The organism is Subtercola boreus, assembly GCF_003399635.1.
Classification (GTDB): Bacteria; Actinomycetota; Actinomycetes; order Actinomycetales; family Microbacteriaceae; genus Subtercola; species Subtercola boreus_B.
In genome coordinates, this window is record NZ_NBXB01000017.1 from 79,555 (window position 1) to 98,184 (window position 18,630).

The 18,630-nt window shown below is 68.6% G+C and carries 16 protein-coding genes; 9 read left to right on the forward strand and 7 right to left on the reverse strand.

What is annotated here, in order from left to right; genetic code table 11:
• Positions 1-61: 61 nt before the first annotated feature.
• The 3 genes from B7R22_RS05725 (at position 62) to B7R22_RS05735 (ending at position 2,510) form a co-directional block, all read left to right on the forward strand.
• Positions 62-1,756 (forward strand): DUF4214 domain-containing protein, encoded by a 1,695-nt coding sequence (locus B7R22_RS05725; RefSeq protein ID WP_172582231.1) that lies wholly within the window; start codon positions 62-64, stop codon positions 1,754-1,756.
• 71 nt (positions 1,757-1,827) lie between these two features.
• The gene (locus B7R22_RS05730) at positions 1,828-2,130 is read left to right on the forward strand and encodes a nucleotidyltransferase family protein (RefSeq protein ID WP_116410822.1); all 303 of its coding nucleotides are present in this window, start codon (positions 1,828-1,830) and stop codon (positions 2,128-2,130) included.
• Positions 2,127-2,510, forward strand: coding sequence for a HepT-like ribonuclease domain-containing protein (locus B7R22_RS05735; RefSeq protein ID WP_172582232.1), 384 nt, complete (start codon positions 2,127-2,129; stop codon positions 2,508-2,510). The genes B7R22_RS05730 and B7R22_RS05735 overlap by 4 nt, the downstream gene beginning before the upstream one ends.
• A 12-nt stretch (positions 2,511-2,522) precedes the next feature.
• Here B7R22_RS05735 and B7R22_RS05740 read toward each other — a convergent pair whose 3' ends face one another.
• Positions 2,523-3,962: a hypothetical protein gene (locus B7R22_RS05740; protein ID WP_147305318.1), complete on the reverse strand. Its 1,440-nt coding sequence runs from the start codon at positions 3,960-3,962 to the stop codon at positions 2,523-2,525.
• A 117-nt stretch (positions 3,963-4,079) separates the two neighbouring features.
• Here B7R22_RS05740 and B7R22_RS05745 point away from each other — a divergent pair, with 117 nt between their 5' ends.
• Together B7R22_RS05745 and B7R22_RS20190 are read left to right on the forward strand one after the other, a co-directional pair.
• Positions 4,080-4,391: a DUF805 domain-containing protein gene (locus B7R22_RS05745; protein ID WP_172582233.1), complete on the forward strand. Its 312-nt coding sequence runs from the start codon at positions 4,080-4,082 to the stop codon at positions 4,389-4,391.
• 8 nt (positions 4,392-4,399) lie between these two features.
• Positions 4,400-4,555: a DUF805 domain-containing protein gene (locus B7R22_RS20190; protein ID WP_367379178.1), complete on the forward strand. Its 156-nt coding sequence runs from the start codon at positions 4,400-4,402 to the stop codon at positions 4,553-4,555.
• On the opposite strand, the gene B7R22_RS05750 is transcribed toward B7R22_RS20190, so the two are convergent.
• Together B7R22_RS05750 and B7R22_RS05755 are read right to left on the reverse strand one after the other, a co-directional pair.
• Positions 4,485-7,103 (reverse strand): carboxylate--amine ligase/circularly permuted type 2 ATP-grasp protein, encoded by a 2,619-nt coding sequence (locus tag B7R22_RS05750; protein WP_172582234.1) that lies wholly within the window; start codon positions 7,101-7,103, stop codon positions 4,485-4,487. The genes B7R22_RS20190 and B7R22_RS05750 overlap by 71 nt on opposite strands.
• Positions 7,104-7,191: 88 nt before the next feature.
• Complete coding sequence (locus tag B7R22_RS05755; RefSeq protein ID WP_116410825.1) at positions 7,192-7,686, reverse strand: DUF4190 domain-containing protein; 495 nt, start codon at positions 7,684-7,686, stop codon at positions 7,192-7,194.
• A gap of 93 nt (positions 7,687-7,779) precedes the next feature.
• Here B7R22_RS05755 and B7R22_RS05760 point away from each other — a divergent pair, with 93 nt between their 5' ends.
• A complete protein-coding gene (locus B7R22_RS05760) occupies positions 7,780-8,697 on the forward strand; it encodes an alpha/beta fold hydrolase (protein ID WP_116410826.1) in 918 nt (305 codons plus the stop codon).
• Between the two features lies 1 nt (position 8,698).
• Here B7R22_RS05760 and B7R22_RS05765 read toward each other — a convergent pair whose 3' ends face one another.
• On the reverse strand, positions 8,699-12,538 hold the full coding sequence (locus B7R22_RS05765; RefSeq protein WP_216363400.1) for an ABC transporter ATP-binding protein: 3,840 nt from the start codon (positions 12,536-12,538) through the stop codon (positions 8,699-8,701).
• A 145-nt stretch (positions 12,539-12,683) separates the two neighbouring features.
• A complete protein-coding gene (locus B7R22_RS05770; protein ID WP_116410827.1) occupies positions 12,684-13,364 on the reverse strand; it encodes a helix-turn-helix domain-containing protein in 681 nt (226 codons plus the stop codon).
• Positions 13,365-13,385: 21 nt separating this feature from the next.
• Here B7R22_RS05770 and B7R22_RS05775 point away from each other — a divergent pair, with 21 nt between their 5' ends.
• On the forward strand, positions 13,386-14,768 hold the full coding sequence (locus B7R22_RS05775) for an NtaA/DmoA family FMN-dependent monooxygenase (RefSeq protein WP_116410828.1): 1,383 nt from the start codon (positions 13,386-13,388) through the stop codon (positions 14,766-14,768).
• Positions 14,769-14,961: 193 nt separating this feature from the next.
• The gene (locus B7R22_RS05780; RefSeq protein WP_116410829.1) at positions 14,962-16,233 is read left to right on the forward strand and encodes an SGNH/GDSL hydrolase family protein; all 1,272 of its coding nucleotides are present in this window, start codon (positions 14,962-14,964) and stop codon (positions 16,231-16,233) included.
• A 146-nt stretch (positions 16,234-16,379) separates the two neighbouring features.
• Here the strand turns inward: B7R22_RS05780 and B7R22_RS05785 are convergent, their stop codons facing one another.
• A complete protein-coding gene (locus B7R22_RS05785) occupies positions 16,380-16,847 on the reverse strand; it encodes a VanZ family protein (RefSeq protein ID WP_116410830.1) in 468 nt (155 codons plus the stop codon).
• Between the two features lie 197 nt (positions 16,848-17,044).
• Between B7R22_RS05785 and B7R22_RS05790 the strand changes: the two genes are divergently transcribed.
• Complete coding sequence (locus tag B7R22_RS05790) at positions 17,045-17,860, forward strand: glycosyltransferase family 2 protein (protein ID WP_253258903.1); 816 nt, start codon at positions 17,045-17,047, stop codon at positions 17,858-17,860.
• Here B7R22_RS05790 and B7R22_RS05795 read toward each other — a convergent pair.
• Complete coding sequence (locus B7R22_RS05795) at positions 17,755-18,564, reverse strand: hypothetical protein (protein WP_147305319.1); 810 nt, start codon at positions 18,562-18,564, stop codon at positions 17,755-17,757. The two genes, B7R22_RS05790 and B7R22_RS05795, sit on opposite strands and share 106 nt — an antisense overlap.
• Positions 18,565-18,630 lie beyond the last annotated feature (66 nt).

The following is an 18,630-nucleotide window of genomic DNA, read 5'->3' on the forward strand; positions in this document are numbered from 1 at the left end:
CGGATCGAAGGAAGGCTCACCCTCGGGTGGGCCTTCCCTCGTCTGTATGGAGGGGGAATCCATGTTCCGCATGAAGCGTGTCCTGGCGGGTGTTGCGGCCACGGCTGTCGTCGTCACGTCTCTTCTCCTGCCCTCGCCGGCGTTCGCCGCACCGGCCATGATCACGGTCAGCGGTCACGTCTCGCTCGGCAGTCGGTCGGCGGGCGCCGGCGCGGTAGAGATCTCTCTTGTCAGAAGCGTCAACGATGCGCCGACAGTCGTGGGAAGCGTCGATGCCGCGGGCAACTACTCCGTGCAGGTGCAGAAGGGTTCGCAGTTCCTCCTCCAGGCCGACAACGTGGGCCCCGGCAATTTCGCGCGGTACTTCTCGGCCTCGTTCGACTCGTCCAGCTGCACTGTCGAGAGCCAGGACTACACCACTGCTGCCTCCGACATCGCCAACTGGAACATCACCCTGCCCGTCGGCGGCGAACTGAAGGGGACTGTCAAGAATCTGGAGGGCGCGCCCGTGTCGGATGTCGAGGTCTGGGCATACGACGTGCACGGCTGTGAGACTCTGGGTGGGGGCCAGCCCGACACACGGATCACCCTCCCGAACACGGATGCCACGGGTACCTACGACTTCCGGAACCTCAACGCCTCGGGAGCCTACCAGGTCGAGTTCTACAGTGGTGCTGCCGAGCCCACGACCTATCTCGAGGGATTCCTCGGCATGGCAGCCGGTGCGCCCCAAGGTGTGCCGTACACGGTGAAGCCCGGGCAGGTGCGATCCGGCGTCGACATGACCCTGGTGCAGGGCGGCCGGGTGAAGGGAACAATCGGTTGTGCATCCTGCGACCTCTCCCGACTCGACCCCGCCAAGGTCGCCCTCTCGGTCGAGGGCTACAACGCCTCATCTGCCTCGTGGGTGAGTAGCTCGTCAGGGACGGTGGAGCGCACCGGATCCGCTCTGACCTATCAGACGACTTTCATCTACCCCGGTTCGTACCGGATCACCGTGACGTACCCCGATGACGCTTTCCAGCCGGCGTCGACCTCGACATTCACGATCTCCGAGGGGGCTGTGGCGTCGAAGGATGTCACGCTCGCGTCGGCGGCCTCCACGCAGCCGGGCGTGCCCGCGAAGGTGAATTCGTACATCACCGCGCTCTACAAAGACTTTCTCGGGCGTACGCCCGGCACGAGCGAGATCGCGTTCTGGGCCGACAGGTTGAAGACGGGTTCGCCGCGCAGTTCGGTATCGCTGGGGTTCGCCGACAGCGACGAATACCGACTCATCCGGATCGATGCGGCCTACCAGTCGGTGCTTCACCGCCAGAGCGACGCACCGGGCCGTCTGTTCTGGCTCGACAGGATGCACAAGGGTCTCACGCAGACCGACGATGTCGAGATGACCTACTACGCCTCCGCCGAGTACTACGACCAGCATGGCGGCAACGACGCCGGCTTCGTCACCGGGGTGTACCTCGCGCTTCTCGGCAGACTGCCATCCCAGGCTGACATCGTGTTCTGGGGCGGGATCGCCGAGCGCCAGGGCCGTATGGAGGTCGTCAAGGACTTCTGGATCTCGACAGAGACCGCGCAGAAGCGGGTTGGAGCGATGTACGCCCTCTACCTCGGGCGCACGCCCGATCCGAGCGGCTTGAAGACGTGGACGGACTTCGATCTCGCCAACGGCGACTCACTCACCCGCTCGACGCTGACATCGAGCGATGAGTACTTCGACCGTGCTGCGACGAGGTTCCCCGTCAGCTGAGACCCGTCTGTTCTTTCGGCGCGCTGCAGCGTTCTCAGTCCCGCGACTACACTGTTGGCTAAGGAGGACTGATGGACAACGCGCTCGCGGATCGACCTTCTGTCGTGCTGCATTCTCACCGCGGGGAAATTCTCGCGATTGCCCGTCGCTTCGGTATCTCAGAGATCCGGGTGTTCGGTTCTGTAGCGCGCGGAGATGATGGCCCAGGGTCGGACATCGATCTCATTGTGTCGTTCGAACCCGGCAGCATGAGCTTGGGCGATCTCGTCAACTTTGAGGATGAACTGTCGGCGCTGCTGGGTGTGTCCGTTGACGTCGTCAGTTCGGCGGCGCGTCGCATCGAATCTGTTCAACGCCACGCGATTGCGCTGTGAACCCCGAGGCGCGCGAGGCTGAGCGCTGGGAGAGGGTCGACCGCACGCTGGAGGAGGTTCTGGATCGTTTGACCCAGCTTGAAGCTCTCGGCGTGAGAGGCAGGGCTCAGTTCGACGACGAGAGCACGCTCATCAGTCTGGCGGCACACAGTCTGCTCATCCAGGTCGGTGAAGCGGCGAAGGACCTGCCGGAGGCGTTCCGCAGCCAGCACGGGCAGGTGAGTTGGAAGTCGTTGATCGGAATCCGGGACCGTGCCGCACACCTCTACAATCTGATCGACTGGGATGTGATCTTCACCACGATCGTCCGAGATATTCCTCGTGACCGCGCGGCAGTAGAGACGATCGTGCGAGAACGCGGCGCCCGGCCGGGAATCTGAGCGCCGCGTGGGTCAGTAGGCGGGGGCCGGCGTGGTGCCGGCGGCCTTGTCCTGTGGCTTCGCGACGTCTGCGGGGGAGGCGGGCGTGATCGAGGCGGATGGCGAGCCGGGGCCGGTGGGCGCGGCCTTGGCCGTGGAACCCTTCGGCACGAACTGGCGAGTGCCGGCATCCGTGCCCGTTTTGGCCGTCTCGACGACGATCGGATGCTCCGCGGCGTAGGAATCCTGGCGGATGCCCGTCACCTGCCACGAGACTTTGACGTTCGGCTTGTCGGTCCTGATGGCGAAGCTGTTGTTCGCGACCTCCTTGGAGACGACGACCTGGGCGAAGTCGCCGATGACGGTGAGCTGGTAGCGGAAGTCGCGGTTCAGGGCGGCGAAGTACGCGGGCAGGCCCACTGTTGCAGTACCCGAGCCGTCTGTGGTGACGTTGCCGTTGTAGATGTTCATCATGTCGGGCGATTCGACGAAAGAGTGCGAGAGCCACTTTTTGTCGGGGTCGAGAGGGTGATCGATCCTGAAGGATCCGGCGGCCTTCGAGAGAGTGCCGTTCACGTGGGCGTTTCCCTGGGCGAAGACGGCGTATCCGTTCGGACTTGCGGTCGTGCCATAGACGCCGTAGACCTGTCCTGTCGTCGCGGTCGCACTGCCGAACAGCGCGTAGGTGGGCGCCTCGCCCCAGACGCCCACGTAGCCCGAGTCGCCGCGGACGCCGGCCGTTCGCGCGTTGACACCGTGCACGCCGTACTGCCCGCCGCTTCCGTAGACGCCGTTGCTGTTCGCATCGGTCGAATAGCCGGACACGCCGGTCACACCGGAGCCGGATACGCCTGTCGCTCCGGTCGCCAGCACGCCGTAGTTGCCGCCACTCGCGTAGACACCCGCGAGCCCTCCATTGAGGTAGGCCCCGTACGAGGTGGCCTCGCCGACGATGCCGTAGGTATTGCCCTTGCCCGACACGCCGGCCGTCGTGCCTTCACCCCGAACGCCGACGTTGTTGGTCGATGTGCCCTGCACGCCGTACCCGTTCGGTGACGATCCGAGGAGGCCGCGACCGGAGGTGGTCGTGCCGATACTCTTGCCCTGCACGGCAGTTCCACTGGTGACGATGTCGAGTTTCGCGGCCGGCGACGTCACACCGATGCCGACCTTGCCGTCGGCCGTCAGCCGCATCTTCTCCACGACAGCCGACGTCGAGTTCGCCTTGGTCTTGAAGATCAGGGGCACGCCAGCGGTCGTCGGGCCGATGAAATTGCTGGTCGTGACGCCGCTGTTGCCGCCGAGCATCCACGGTGTGGTTGCGGATGCCGCCTGGGCGGGCGCGGCACCGGCGATCACGGCGGTGCCGGCCAGCCCCGCCGCGGCTCCCGCGAACAGCAGCCGACGGGGGAAACGCGATTCGAACTCCGTCGAATCGGGCGCTGACGGGGAGCTTTCAGAGCAAGTGGACATGACGGCCTCCAGGATCATCCAGATGGACGGAACACCGGCAGCGTCGTGCTTAATGCCCCGGATGGCTCATGGTACTGCCGACAGGCGCAACAGACGAGAATCAATCTGATCTGGACGATGTTCGCCGTTTTTCGGCGAAGTTTCCTGCTGAATAGTCTGCCAAATGCGCCGCTCTGGGCGCCTTTCTACGGCGCACCATTCGGCGCCGCCGTCAGGCGGTTCTTCACCAAGTACGCCACCTTCTCGGGCCGCGCCGGACGCGCTGAGTACTGGTGGGTCGCGCTGTTCACGGGTGTCGTGAGCCTCGTTCTGCAGATCATCCTGGCGACCGCCGGCGGCCTGAACACGAACATGAACGGCACCGTCAACACCCCGACGGGTGCCGCGATCTTCATCACGGTCGTCTACGCTGGGGCCTCGCCATTCTGATTCCGAGCCTGGCGCTCGTCGTGCGTCGGCTGCACGACACTGACAAGGCCGGCTGGTTCATCCTGCTCGGCCTGATCCCGCTGGTCGGCGGCATCATCCTGCTGGTGTTCGTGCTGCTGCCGGGTGTTCCGCAGGGCGCTCGGTTCGATCGCCCGACGGCCTGACCGACGCGCTTCTGTCGTCGGGGGTGCTGTCGGGCCCGAGGATCCAGGTGTCTTTGGCGCCCCCGCCCTGCGTCGAGTTCACGACCAGGCTGCCGGTCGGGGCGACGCGGGTGAGCGCCAGGTCGGCGATCTCGAAGTCACCGGCGCCGTCTCCGGTGACGTAGACGAAGGCCCGTAGGTCGACGTGGCGCGGCTCGAGCGTCGCGCCGGTGTAGGCCGGGAGCGACGAGAGCGCGACGACCTCCTGGGCGACCCACGCCGCAGGCTCCCGCGCGATCTCCGACCGACGCGCGGCGACCTGGGCGGCCGTCGCTGCGGGGCCGATCATGACACCCCGCCCGCCCTCGCCGTCGACGGGCTTCGTGACGAGCTCGCCGACGCGTTCGAGCACACTCCGGCGCTCGACGTCGTCGCTCGTGCGGTAGGTCGGCACGGATTCGAGCAACGGCCGCTCGTCGAGGTAGTACGCGATGAGATCGGGCACGGTGCAGTACATCGCCTTGTCGTCGGCGACCCCGTTGCCCGGCGCGTTGGCGAGGAACACGTTGCCGGCGACCGCCACCTCGAAGATCTCCGCCCCGATTGCGCGGCCGGCGTTGTTCTGCAGGTCGACGAGTTCCGGGTCGATGCGCACATAGAGCGAACGGATGACCGTTCTGCGCTCGCCCGTGACGACGCGGCCCTCATGGATGTCGAGATCGTCGGCCGTGACGAGCAGCAGGCCGGCATCATCGGCGAGGCGGCGGTGCTCGAACCAGGCCGAGCTCCCGGGACCGCTGGAGAGCAGGGCGAGGGCTCCGAGGCCGGTCTTCTTCGCTCCTCCGAGGCTCTGCCGCAGGGCGCTGAGCGCGGAGTGCGGATCGAGGAGCCCGTCGGGTCGGGGCAGGTCGGGCACGACCGCATCCATCAGCCGGCGCGCGGCCATGGCATAGGCGGCACCACTCGGTGCACGCACGTTGTCTTCGAGCACGCGCCAGCCGCCGAACTCGTTCCGCACGAGGTCGAAGCCCATGATCGGGGCACGCACCGTGTCGTGGGGGAGTCGCGCGGCCTCCGCTCGCCAGCCCACCCCGTCGACGGTGCTCGCCGGCAGCACCCCGTCGGCGATGACCTTCTGCTCGCCGTAGATGTCCCGCAGGAACGCGTCGATCGCGCGGGCCCGCTGGGTGAGGCCCGAACCGAGCTCCGCCCACTCGAAGGCGCTGATCACCCGCGGCACGAGGTCGATCTCGAAGGGGGTGAACTCACCGCCCACGCCGAAGTCGAGCCGGGCATCCGCCGTCCACGCATCGCGTTCGCTGCTGCGGTCGGCCAGCGCCCCCGGTGTGAGGGTGCGGAAGAAGTCGACGATCTCCCGGTAGTGCGGCCGTGGGGCGGCGCTCGGGCCGACTGCTTCGTCGCCGGCGCGGATCCGGTAGCCGCGGAGGGCGGAGGCCGCGGGTTCGAGCCCCCCGGCCGGGCCGTGGGTCTCGGCCACGACGAGCTCGACCACATCGGTGAGGCTGCCCCGCTCGGCGAACGCTGCGCGTTGGCGGTCGGCCGAGTTGCCGCGGGCGAGGGTGGCCTGGGCGAGGCGACGCACCTCGTCGAAGTCCCCGAGCTCCTCGAGTTGGGGGCGCAGCCGTTTGATGAGGCCCCGCACCGCCTGCGCGGCGGGCACGGGTCTCGGATGCTCGGTGGAGTCGAGAAGGTGACCCGAGAGTCCGCCGCGCGCAGCCTGCCACATGGCGGCGCGGTGCAGGGGAGCGCGGATGCCGAGCGGCGGCCTGCCGTCTTCGATCTCCAGCTCGGCGGCGCGAACGCTCGCCCGGAAGAGCCCCGCGATGAGTACGGCATCGTCGACGATCGGGCACGCGTCGCAGACCCGCAGCTCGAGGGTCGGCTCGTGCGCAGAGGGCCGCACGTCGAAGTAGGCCATCTTCGCATCCGCGATCACGCCGCTCGAGATGAGGTCACCGAGCATCTCGTCGTACTCGGCGGCACTCGCGAGATACCCCGTCGCGCCGGCGCTCGGCCAGCGCTGCCAAATGGTGGTGCGGATGCTCGCATACCCGGTGTCGTGCCCGTTCAGGAAGGGCGAGCTGGCCGACAGGGCGAGCAAGATCGGGATGTCGCGGGAGACGCGTTGCGCGATCTGCACGGCCATGTCGCGGTCGGCCACGCCGACGTGGATCTGGGTTCCGCAGATCAGCTGTTCGTCGACGAGGAGCCGGTACTGCTCCTGCATGCGGCGGTAGCGGCCCGTCGCCGTCAGTTCGAAGTCGGCGAACTCGGAGTGGGGGGCGGTGCCGACCGCGGCGACGCCGAGCCCGACCTCAGCGGCGGCGCCGATGAGGTCGCCGCGCAACCGCAGCAGTTCCTGGCGCAGACCGCCGAGGGTGGTCGTGACGGCTGTGTTCGTCTCGACGGTCGTGCGTTGGATCTCGGCCGAATAGTTTTCCTTCGGCAGCCGCGAGAGCAGCTGTGGCGCACGGGCTGAGAGCTTCCCGCTCTCCAGATCGATCAGATGCAGTTCTTCTTCTGCTCCGAGGGTCAGCTCAGCACTCATGCCGACAACTTACTGGCACCGGGGCCGGGAATGGAGCCTCCCTGCCGTTTTGCCGGGGACTTGACACCTCGCCCCCGGCTCGGGCAGATCAGGTGTTGTAGTTGTACCCGGAGCTGTGCGTCAGGCCCGCCGTGCTGAACAGCACTACGAAGAAGAGGATGTACGCGATGATCCCGAGGATCACGAGGGCGGTGTAGGCGTACCCGATGATGAGGCCTGCCAATGCCATTCCGCGACCCGATTCGCCGGTGCGGCGGATCTGGCCGAGCGCGATGTGGCCGGTGACGATTCCACCGATCGGAATGGTGAGCCCGAGCACCAGCGCGATGATCGCCAGGGTGTTCGTGCGCTGGCCGTAGGCCTGGGGCGGCGGAACCGCGTAGGGGTCGTACTGCGGAGCGGTCGGGGCCTGGCCGTAGCTCGGAGCGGGTGCGGTCTGGCCGTAGGGCTGCTGCGCGGAGGCCGACTGGTTGTACGCCGGCTGGCCGTACTCCGGCTGCTGCGGCTGGCCGTACTGTTCGGTCGGCCGGGTCTCCCCGTACTTCGGCTGCTCAGGGGCGGGGGGCGGGTTCTGATCGCTCATCGGCTGCTTCCGTTCGGTGGTCTCGACTCAGGCCAGCCTACGGCGTCGGCTCGGCCCGCTGCTCTATTACGATTGCCTCCAGGGAGGCAGACGATGGTTCGGAGAGCGCCCGTCACCCCGCTCCGGGAGAACCTGCCCCCGAGCATCCTGATCCTGCCCGACGGGCGAAAGCTCGCCTACCACGAGTACGGCGACCCGGCCGGGTCCGTCGTGGTCAACTGCCACGGTGGTCTCGTCAGCGGTATCGACATCGAGTACTCCGACGAACCGGCGCGGGCTCTCGGGGTGCGCATTATCTCGCCCGACCGGCCCGGGATCGGCGGCAGCTCCAGATGGCCCGGGCACCGGATGCTCGACTGGGCCAGCACCGACCTCGATGTGCTTCTGGCGCACCTCGGCGTCGAGCGGTTCCGCGTGATCGGCTGGTCGGAGGGCGGCCAGTACGCGCTCGCCGCCGCGCACGCGCACGCCGGCCGGGTCGACCGTGTGGCGATCGTCGCCGGGGCCCTGCCGCTGGCCGAACCGGCGCATCCGGAGCGGCTCGCCGAACTCAATGCGAACGACCGGCGGCTCATCGCGCTCGCCCGTCGGGTTCCGATCGTCGCGCGAGCGTACTTTCTGGGGAGTCGTTGGCTGAGCGTCCTGTCGCCGCCGATCCTCGCGCGGCTGGCGTCGATCGGCCTCGGCCCGAGTGACGTGAGCCTCATCACCACGTACTCGAACTGGTTCGCCCGCGCGATGGCCGAGTCGGTGGCCGACACCCGAGGGTCTGTGGATGACTACCTCGCGTTCGGGGCGCCGTGGGGGTTCGCGCCCGAAGCCGTCGGGGCCCGGGTCGAAGTCTTTCAGGGCGACGCGGACAGGGTGATCCGCGTCGAGTGGTCGCGCATCCTCGTCGAGCGGCTGCCGGAAGCCCGGCTGCACGAATTCCGGAACGAGGGGCACTTCGTCGCCCTCACCCGCCGCGCCGAGATCCTGCAGTACCTGACGACCGTCTCCGACCCGGTCTGAGTCAGGCAGGGCGCTCCACCGACTCGAATGCCTCCCACATCGACGCATAGCGCCCGCCCGCGGCGATGAGGTCGTCGTGCGACCCGAGCTCCGCCACGCGGCCGTCGTGCATCACCGCGATGCGGTCTGCTGCGCGGGCCGTCTGCAGGCGGTGCGCGATCACGACGGTGGTGCGGCCCGACGAGACGCGTTCCATCGCGGCGGTGACCCGCGCCTCCGTGGCGAGATCGAGGTTCGAGGTGGCCTCGTCGAGCAGCAGGATGGCCGGGTCGACGAGCTGGGCGCGGGCGAGGGCGATCAGCTGCCGTTGCCCGGCCGAGAGGGAACGGCCGCGTTCGCTGAGCACATGCCCGTACCCGCCGGGCAGGCCCCGGATGAGGTCGTGCGCGCCGACGGCGCGGGCCGCAGCCTCGACCCGGGCATCCGACGCCTCCGGATCACCGAACGCGATGTTGTCGCGCACCGAGCCGGTGAAGAGAAAAGCCTCCTGGGGCACGTAGCCCAGCTGGGTGCGGAAGGAGACGAGGTCGAGGGTGCGAACATCCATTCCGTCGACCAGCACCGCGCCCGAGTCCACGTCGTAGAACCGGGCCAGCAGCTTCATCACGGTCGACTTGCCCGCGCCGGTCTCGCCGACCAGCGCCAGCGTCTCGTGCGGGCGGATGTCGAGCGTGATGGAGTGCAGCGCCTCCGCGGGCTTCTGCGCCTGCACCGCCGCCGGGTAGGCGAAGTGCACATCGACGAGCGAGAGTGCGCCGCGGAGCCGCCCCGGCTCGATCGCGGTTCCGGGTGCTGGCTCGGGGGTGAGCGTGTCGAGCTTCATCAGTTCGGAGATGCGCCCCACCGACACGCGCGTCTGCTGCCAGGAGTCGAACACCTGCGAGAGCTGCTGGATGGGGGAGAAGAACAGCGAGATGTACAGGATGAAGGCGATCAGGTCGCCCGAGCTGAGCTGCCCTGAGGCGATGAGGCCGGCACCCACGCCGAGCACGATCGCATCCGCGACGCTTGCGAGGAACTGCACGAACGGGAAGTACAGCGCGACGAGCCGCTGCGCGGCCACCCGGGTCTCGAGGAAGGAGCGGCCGAGGCCATGGAACCGCTCGACCGTCTCGCTCTCGTGCACGAACGCCTGCGACTCGCGTACGCCCGAGAGGCTCTCCTGGAAGTCGGCGTTCACCAGCGCGATGCGGTCGCGGGCCGTGTCGTAGAGCGACGAGGCGCGCTTTCGGAACCAGACCGTCGCGAAGGCGAGCGGCACCACGACGGCGAGCGTGAAGAGTCCGAGTTCGACGTTCAGCGACACCAGTGCGATCCCCACACCGACGAAGGTCACGACTGAGACGAGCGCCGAGAGCAGCCCGTTCTGCACGAGCGACTCGAACTGCACCACATCGGTCGTCATCCGGGTCATCACCCGCCCGGCCATCTCGCGCTCGTAGTAGTCGAGGGAGAGCCGCTGCAGCTGCGACCAGATACGGATGCGGAGTGACAGCATGACGCGCTGAGCGATCCGGCCCGTCACGAACGTCGACGCAATGCCGTCGAGGAGGGCGGCGAGCGTCACGACGAGGTAGAGGGCGGATGCCCCGAGCAGCACCATCAGCGACCCTGCCTGCACGCCGTCGTCGATGCCGGTCTTCACCAGCACGGGGCCCGCGAGACCGGCGAGAGCGTCGAGCACGACGAGCACCAGACCGAGCGCGAGCGGTCGACGGAACTCCTTCAGCAGCCGCAACAGGCCGAACTGCGGGTCGTGCCGGGTCTCGCGGTCGCGGTCGATGTCCGGGATGTCGCGGATCGGGCCGAGGGCTGCGACCGCGTCGAGCAGGGCGGGGTCGGCGCCGAGCAGGCCGCTCTGAGCCCCGGCAGACAGGGGAGGACCGGCCGCGGCGGGCTTCTTTCTGCGGTCGGGCTGGGCTGCCGCATCCGCGTCGTCCTGCGTGCCTTCGACCAGCGTGCCGGCCGCGGTGAGGTCGGCGAGCACCTCGATGCGGCCGGCTGCGGCAGCGGTCCGGGTCTCCTCATCGAGACCGGAGAGCAGCTCACGATAGGTGGTGCTCCGGTCGAGCAGTTCGCTGTGGGTGCCCGAATCGCTGATCCTGCCCTCCTCCAGGACGACGATGCGGTCGGCGAGGTGGAGGGTCGACTCGCGGTGGGCGATCAGCAGCACGGTGCGTCGGCCGAGGGCCTCATCGAGTCTCTGATGGATGAGCTCTTCCGTCTTCGCGTCAATCGCGCTGGTGGCGTCGTCGAGGATCAGGATGCGCGGGTCGTACAGGATGGCGCGCGCCAGGGCGATGCGCTGTCGCTGTCCGCCAGAGAGGCTCAGCCCGCGCTCGCCCACAACGGTGTCGTAGCCCAGGGGGAGCCGGCCGATGAAGGCGTGTGCCTGGGCCACCCGCGCGGCCGCCTCGATCTCTGCCTCGCTCGCGCCGGGCCGTCCGTAGGCGATGTTCGCGCGGATCGTCGAGCTGAAGAGAAAGCTCTCCTCGAACACGACGCCGACCTGCCGACGGAGCGAGGCGAGGGTGAGCTGGCGCACGTCGACGCCGTCGACGGAGACGGTTCCGGCGGCCGGTTCGTAGAACCGCGACACCAGCGCGGCCACGGTCGACTTGCCGCTGCCGCTCGGCCCGACGATGGCGACGCGCTCGCCCGCTCGGATGTGCAGGTCGAAGCCGTCGAGCACCGGCCGCTCCCCGCTCGCGCCGATGCCGACGATCGCGCCGGTCACGCCCGCTGTGCCATCTGCGCCCGCCGCGCCGCCTGCCCCCGCAGCGCCGTAGGCGAACCGCACCCCTTCGAAGTCGATCGCCCCACCGCCGACCGGCAGGGGCACAGCGGCCGGGGCATCCACGATCGCCGGCCGCTGGTCGAGCAGCTGGAAGATGCGCTCGATGCCCACCCGCGCCTGCTGGCCGACGGTCAGGATGCCCGCCAGCTGCCGCGCCGGCGCCATCAGCTGGGAGACGTAGGCCGAGAAGGCGAGGAAGGTGCCGATCGTCAGCTGGTTGTTGAGCGCCAGCCAGCCGCCGAACGCGAGCACCGCAACCTGGCCGAGGGTGGGCACGGCTTCGAGCAGGGGTTGGAACCGGGACTGGATGCGCACCGCACGCATCTCGGAGCCGTAGAGCGACGTGGAGGCCCCGATCATCCGGTCGATCTCGCGACGCTCACGCCCGAAGGCCTTGACCACGCGAACGCCTGTGACGTCTTCGTCGACCATCTGCGCGACGTCGCCCTCGCGCTGCTGCGCATCCCAGGTGGCCGGCAGCAGTCGGGCCCGCATGCGGTACGAGATCAGCACGAGCAACGGGGTCACAATGAGGGCGACCAGTGCGAGAAGTGGCGAGAGCACGAACATCACCACGAGCGACAGCAGCATCAGGATGATGTTGCCGCTCATGATCGGCAGCATCATCAGCAGGCCCTGCACGAGGGTCGCATCGGAGTTCGCCCGTGACACCAGCTGGCCCGTCGGCATCCTGTCGAGGCTGGCGAAGTCGAGCGTCTGGAGGTGGTCGTGCATACCGTTGCGGAGGTCGTTCTGCACCTCGAGCGCGACCTGTCCGCCGTGGTAGCGGCGCACATACGTGAACCCGAAGGTCACCAGGGCGAGCCCCACCAGCAGGGCGAGCCAGGGGAGCAGCGGGGCATCCGCGACGAGGATCACGTTGTCGACGATCTGCCTCGCGACCAGCGGAACGACCACCTGGCAGGCGCTGCCGAGCAGGGCCGCGCCGAGCGAGAGGATGAGGCTCCGGCGGTGCCGCAGCATATAGCCCCAGAGCCGCCGCACCCAGCCGGGGGCTGCGAATTCGGTGGAGGCTTTTGTCACCTCCTGAGTCTACGTGCGCCCGCACCGCCCCCCACCCCCACCCCCACCCCCACCCCTACTTCCCCTCCACCTCCACCTCCGGCGATCGAGACACCGAAAACTGTCGGTATCCGACGTTCTTACCGACGAATTTCGGGGTTTCGATTCATGGGTGGGGGTTGGGGTGGGCTGGGAGGGGTACGGGCGGGGCGGCGGCCGCGGGCGGGGCGGTGACGACGAGCACGCGGAAGCCCTCGGGGCCGGCGGCACGCCAGGCGTGCCGGGTGCCGGCCGCGAAAGTGACCGAGCCGCCCGCGGCGAGGGATTCGATGAGAGCGTCGGCGACATCGCCACCCGGCTGCGCCTCGAGCCCGACCTCGAGGGTGCCCGCGAGCACGTAGACGAACTCGTCGTCGTCGTGCACGCCGAACTCGGTGAACGCGGTCTCGGCGCTGAACATCTCCACCCCACGGAGCCCGCCCGGGAGCTCCGCCAGCTGCCAGACCGAGCGCGCCCCGCCCCCGACGGTCGGGCGGTCGCGGTCGGCGGAGTAGACCACGTCGGTCGTCTCGTGCGTCGTCCGGCGGGGCGGTCGGTGCGCGAGGAGGTCACCCGGTTGCACGCCGAACTCGGTCGCGATCCGGCCCATCGAGGCTAGGCTCAACCGCGCGTGCCCCCGCTCGACGAGGCTCAGGAACGGCTGCGACATCCCCGTGGCCGACGCGAGTTGCACGAGGGTCTGACCCCGGGAGCGCCGGAGCTCGCGGATGCGCGCACCCATCGTGACCGCATCGTCGTCGAGCGGCGCTGTAGAGGGGGTTTCTGGCGTGATTCGTGAGTTCGTCATATTTATGACATAAATATACCCATGAAGCCTCTCATATTCGGAATCTTCCAGTACATCGCCCCGAACGGTACCGTCGGTTCGGCCTGGCAGCACCCGGGCGACACCTCGCTGGACTACCTGAACATCTCACACTGGACGGCGCTCGCGCAGAAGTTCGAGGCGGCCGGGCTCGACTTTCTCTTCCTCGCCGATAGCTACGGTTTCCCTGCTCTGGATGGCGCGCTGCTCGATGCCGCCGTGCGGGAGGGCCGCGGCATCCCGCAGGGCGACCCGATGCCGATCGTCACCGCGATGGCCGCGGTCACCGAGAAGCTCGGCTTCATCCTCACCACCTCGACCACGGTCGAGGCTCCGGCCGCGAACGCTCGGCGCTTCGCGACGCTCGACCACTTCACAGACGGCCGGATCGGCTGGAACATCGTGACCGGTTCCTCCGGCGCGACGGCGGCAGACCTGATGGGCAAGGACCTCATCTCGCACGACCTCCGCTACGACATGGCCGACGATTACGTCGACGTCTGCCTGAAGCTCTGGGAGGGATCCTGGGCCGACGACGCCCTGATTCTCGACAAGGAGGCTGGCGTTTTCGCAGACCCCGCCGGAGTGCGGATGATCGACCATGACGGCCCGTATTTCCGGGCCCGCGGCATCCTGAACCTGCCGCCCTCGCCCCAGCGCACCCCGCTGCTCGTGCAGGCCGGTGCGTCGGGGCGCGGCCGGGACTTCGCGGGCCGGAACGCCGAAGCCGTCTTCGTGGCGGGCGGCGTGCCGTCGGTGGTTGCCGCGAACGTCGCCGGGGTGCGGGCGAGCGCGGTCGCGGCCGGACGCACCGCCGACTCGGTGAAGCTGCTGGTCGGGGCGCTCTTCATCACCGCACCGACGCACGAGGAGGCCGTGGCGAAGCATACAGAGATGCTCGCGATGTCGACGAACGAAGGCGCCGCGGCGATCTACGCCGGCAACACCGGGATCGACCTGCTGGCACTCGACCCCGACCTGCCTCTGGCGCAGATGAGCACCGAGCTGGGCCAGAGCAATGTCGAACGCTATCTCGCGAAGGACGGCACGCCGGCACCGCTGGTGCGCGAGATCCTCGAGAACTTTCGAACGACCGGCATCAACGGGAGCGTCTTCGTCGGCACGCCGGAAGAAGTGGTCGACGCGCTCGAGGAGTTCGTGGCCGCCACCGACGTCGACGGCTTCCTCGTGCAGCCGCACCTGACCCCGGGTACCTACGACGACTTCATCGAGCTCGTGCTGCCCGTTCTGCGGGAGCGCAGGCTCGCCCCGGGGGAGTACCGCGGTTCGACGCTGCGGGAACAGCTGTTCGGTGAGGGCCGCTCACGGCTGCCTGAATCGCATCGGGGACACGCCTTCATCTGGGCCGACACGCCGTCCGAATGACACAAGCGCGATCGACTCGCGTGCGTAACACGGGAGGCGGGGCTTCGCTGCTAGTGTGTGGCCAAACCACCGCGTCGCCATCTGTACGTCACTCGTGCCGGCACCCGCCCGGTCATCCGCATCGCAGTTCGCACAGTCGCAGTTCGCACAATCGCCATTCGCACAATCGCCATCCGCACAGTCGAGGGAAAGCATGTCGTCAGCACTGACACGTCGAGAGAGTCGGCCGCCTCGCGGCGACGGACTCCGCCGCTGGGTGGCGCTCGCCGCCGTTCTGACCGTGGCCGGCATCGCACCGGTCGCCCTGGCCGGCAGCGCCAGTGCGGCAGACGTCGCCCTGCCGACCGCCGGGTTGAAGTACGTGGCGATCGGCGACTCCTACTCCTCAGGCCTCGGCATCGGCACGGTCAACCCCGACGTGCCGTCGGACTGCGGCCAGTCGCTCGACAACTTTCCGCACCAACTGGCTGCGAACCTGGGGCTCGACCTCACGGATGTGACGTGCAGCGGAGCGCAGGCCGAGAACCTGACCACCGTGCCGCAGCCCGTGAACGGTTCGACGGTGCCCGTGCAGACGGCGGCTCTGGATGCCTCCACCGACGTCGTGACGATCACCGTCGGCGGTAACGGGCTGAAGTTCACCACGGTGGCGGCGGCGTGTGCCGCGGCAACCGCGAACGGTCCGCTGGTCGGCCCCGGCCTCGGTGCCCTCACCAGCTGCCAGCAGATCCCCGGCATCGCGGCGCTCCCGTCGCGCATCCCGCTCCTCGGCCAGGTGATCGGCGCGACCTACGCCGCAGTGCGCGCGGCCGCCCCCAACGCGAAGATCTTCGTGCTGGGCTACCCGAGCATCGCTCCCGATGCTGCCGATCTGCCTGCCGGCGGAAGCTGCTTCTCGCCCGTGACGCAACCGGGCGGTTTTCCGTTCACCGACGCCGACACGCCCTTCCTGCACACGATCGAACAGACGCTCGACGACACCGTGCAGACCCAGGCCGAGGCTGCCGGGTTCACCTACGTGCCGACGTTTGCCGAATCGCGGGGCCACAGCGCCTGCGCCCCCGCGGCCGAATCCTACGTGAACGGCGTCTTCGTCGATTTCACCGTGCCGACCTCGCCGGTCATCGATGAGAAGTCGCTTCATCCGAATGCGAACGGCGTCGGATTCATGGCCCAGCTCGCCGAAACGGCGGTCGCGAAGGCCTTCCCCGTCGTGGCCCCGCAGCCGACGGCGACTCCCACACCGACAGTGACCCCCGAGCCGTCGGTCTCTCCCGTGGCACCCGATCCGTCCACGACAGCGGCAGCACCGGTACCGGCGGCGGATGCCGGAAACGGTTCGTCGGCGCTCGCCGCGACGGGCGTGTTCGCACCCATGCTCATCGCGGTCGGCGTATTCGCCTTCCTCGCCGTTCTCGCAGGCGCCGGGATGATGGTGGCACGCCGGAGGCTCCAGCGCGGCTGACCCCGCGCCTCTGCAAGCCCGCGCGGCGGATGAACGGACGAACCTCGGGCGACACGGTTCGCTCTGCGGGGCCGCGAAGGCCCCGTCTCGTCCGTTCGGACATTCCGCCCGAGGAAGAAGCCCCCGGGCGCGAACCCGCGCGGGGTTCAGCCCGCGATCGTCTGCGCCCGGGCGCTCTGGCGCGCCCGCTCCCTGCGGATGCGCCGCGCCGCGCCTACCGTCAGAACGAGACCCACCAGCACGCCGAGCGTGGCACCCGAGGTGTTCGACACGATGTCGCGGAGGTCGCTGACCCGGCCCGGGATGCCCAGCTGGGCGACCTCGATCGCGACGGTCATGAGGAAGCCGATCAGGATGGCCAGCCACCACTGGCGTCGGCCGAGCAACAGCAGCAAGAACAGGCCGACGGGCACGAACATCGCGATGTTGGCGACGAACTCGACACGGTCGTAGGTGATCCAGTCTGTCGAGGCGTGCCGGCCGAACACCCGCAGCGCCCGGTAGAGAAGACCCTCCGCGCGGTTGTCGAGCGGTTGCGGCCCGAGCGTGATCCAGGCGACCAGCCCGAGGTACGCCACGGTGAAGGCGGTGAGCACGGGATGGCGTCGGAACATCCCCTCACTCTGCCCGACGTTCCCGGGTGAACGGTGGATGTCGGCTGTGGATGTCGGCTGTGAACGGCGCCGCCTGAGCCGCCGGGCAGCGCACACTTGCACGGCGCGGGGTGCTTGTCAGCCCCCTCATCCGCACGCCATCCGCCCCGTAGCGTTTAGGGGAACTGAGCGCCGACGAAAGGTCGTGAACACCCGCAATGACAGCAGATCGCCCGCGCGGCGGGATGACGAGTTCCCCCGCAACGCGTGAGACCCGTGCGCCCTCGACCTCGGTGTCCGTCGTCATCCCTGCCCGGAACGACGCCGACGCCCTGGCGAACTGCCTGGCTGCGCTGGCGGCCCAGACGCGCCTGCCCGACGAGATCATCGTTGTGGACAATGGCAGCACGGATGACACGGCAGACGTCGCCCGTTCGTTCGGTGCCCGAGTGGTGACCCAGCAGGTGCAGGGGATCCCCGCGGCATCCACCGCGGGTTATGACGCAGCGCTGAACGAGGTGATCTGCCGCCTCGACGCGGACTCCATGCCTCCGCCGAACTGGATCGGGGAGGGCATCCGCATTCTCGTCGACAACGCCGGGATCGACGCGGTGACCGGGCCCGCGACCTTCTACGACGGACCTCGGCGCGGCTCGCGACTGATCGCGCGGCTCTATCTGGGCGGCTACTTCTCCGCCTTCCGGCTCGCACTCGGCACGACGCCGCTCTTCGGGTCGAACTTCTTTCTGCGCCGGAAGGCCTGGCAGGAGGTTCGACACGCTGTGCACCGCTCGGGGCTCCGTCTGCATGACGACCTCGACCTGACGATCCACCTCACCCCCGGGCACCGGATCGCGTTCGAGCGCACGATCTCGCTGGGGATCTCGTTCCGGCCGTTCACCCGGGTGCGCACCTACGGACTCCGGGTTCAGCGCGGGTTCTGGACCATGATCCGCAACTGGCCCCGGAGTTCCCCGACGCTCCGGTGGAGACGGCGACTCCTCCGGCGGCTCAGGGCGTCGGAACAGGCGTAGGCGTGGGGGTCGGCGTCGCGGTGCTCTCCGGCACCGCCGCCGGTAGGTCGCCGCCACGAACGTCTCGAAAGCCGATGCGTCGGAGACCGACCCGGTGTAGGCCGTGCCGTCCACCACCACGGTGGGGCTGGCGGTGAGGTTCGCCACGGCACGCTCGAAGGTGCCTGGTCGGCCACGCAGGCGATCGTGTTCGCCGTGCGCATCGACTGGCTGTTCGAATCGAAACTCACGAGGGCGACCGGGTGGATCGAGAGCGTGGCATAGCCCTGCGTCACCCAGCCCTGGATGGTGCTGCCGTTCGTCGTCTCGAAGGTCGCGGCATCCGGGCCCGCGTAGTCGATGGAGAGGTCGACGCTCAGAACACCGTTCGACGGGTCAAAGCTCGCCGCGGCCGGGCTGGCGCCCACGTCGAGGGCGGCCGTCGTCGAAGGGGTGGTCGTGGTGCCGTCGCCGGTGAACAGGATGCCGTCGGTGGCCATGTTCGCCGGACCGATCAGCCGCGCGCGCACGAAAGTTCCGGTGACGAGGCCTGCGACGGCGAGAACCGCCACACCGAGGGTGATGAGGCTGGTGCGCCGGATGATGCGGTTGGCGGAATCCGGAGCGGCGAAGTAGTCGACCTCGTGCTGGACGGGTCGGAGTACAGCAGGCTCGAGACCGTCTGGTACCCGGTGGCAGGGGTTCTCCAACTGTCGAAGGAGCATCGAATGGTGCGGAAAGAGGTGCAGGAGCACCCGTAGCTTCGCTGACCGCCATTGCGTGCCCGTTTC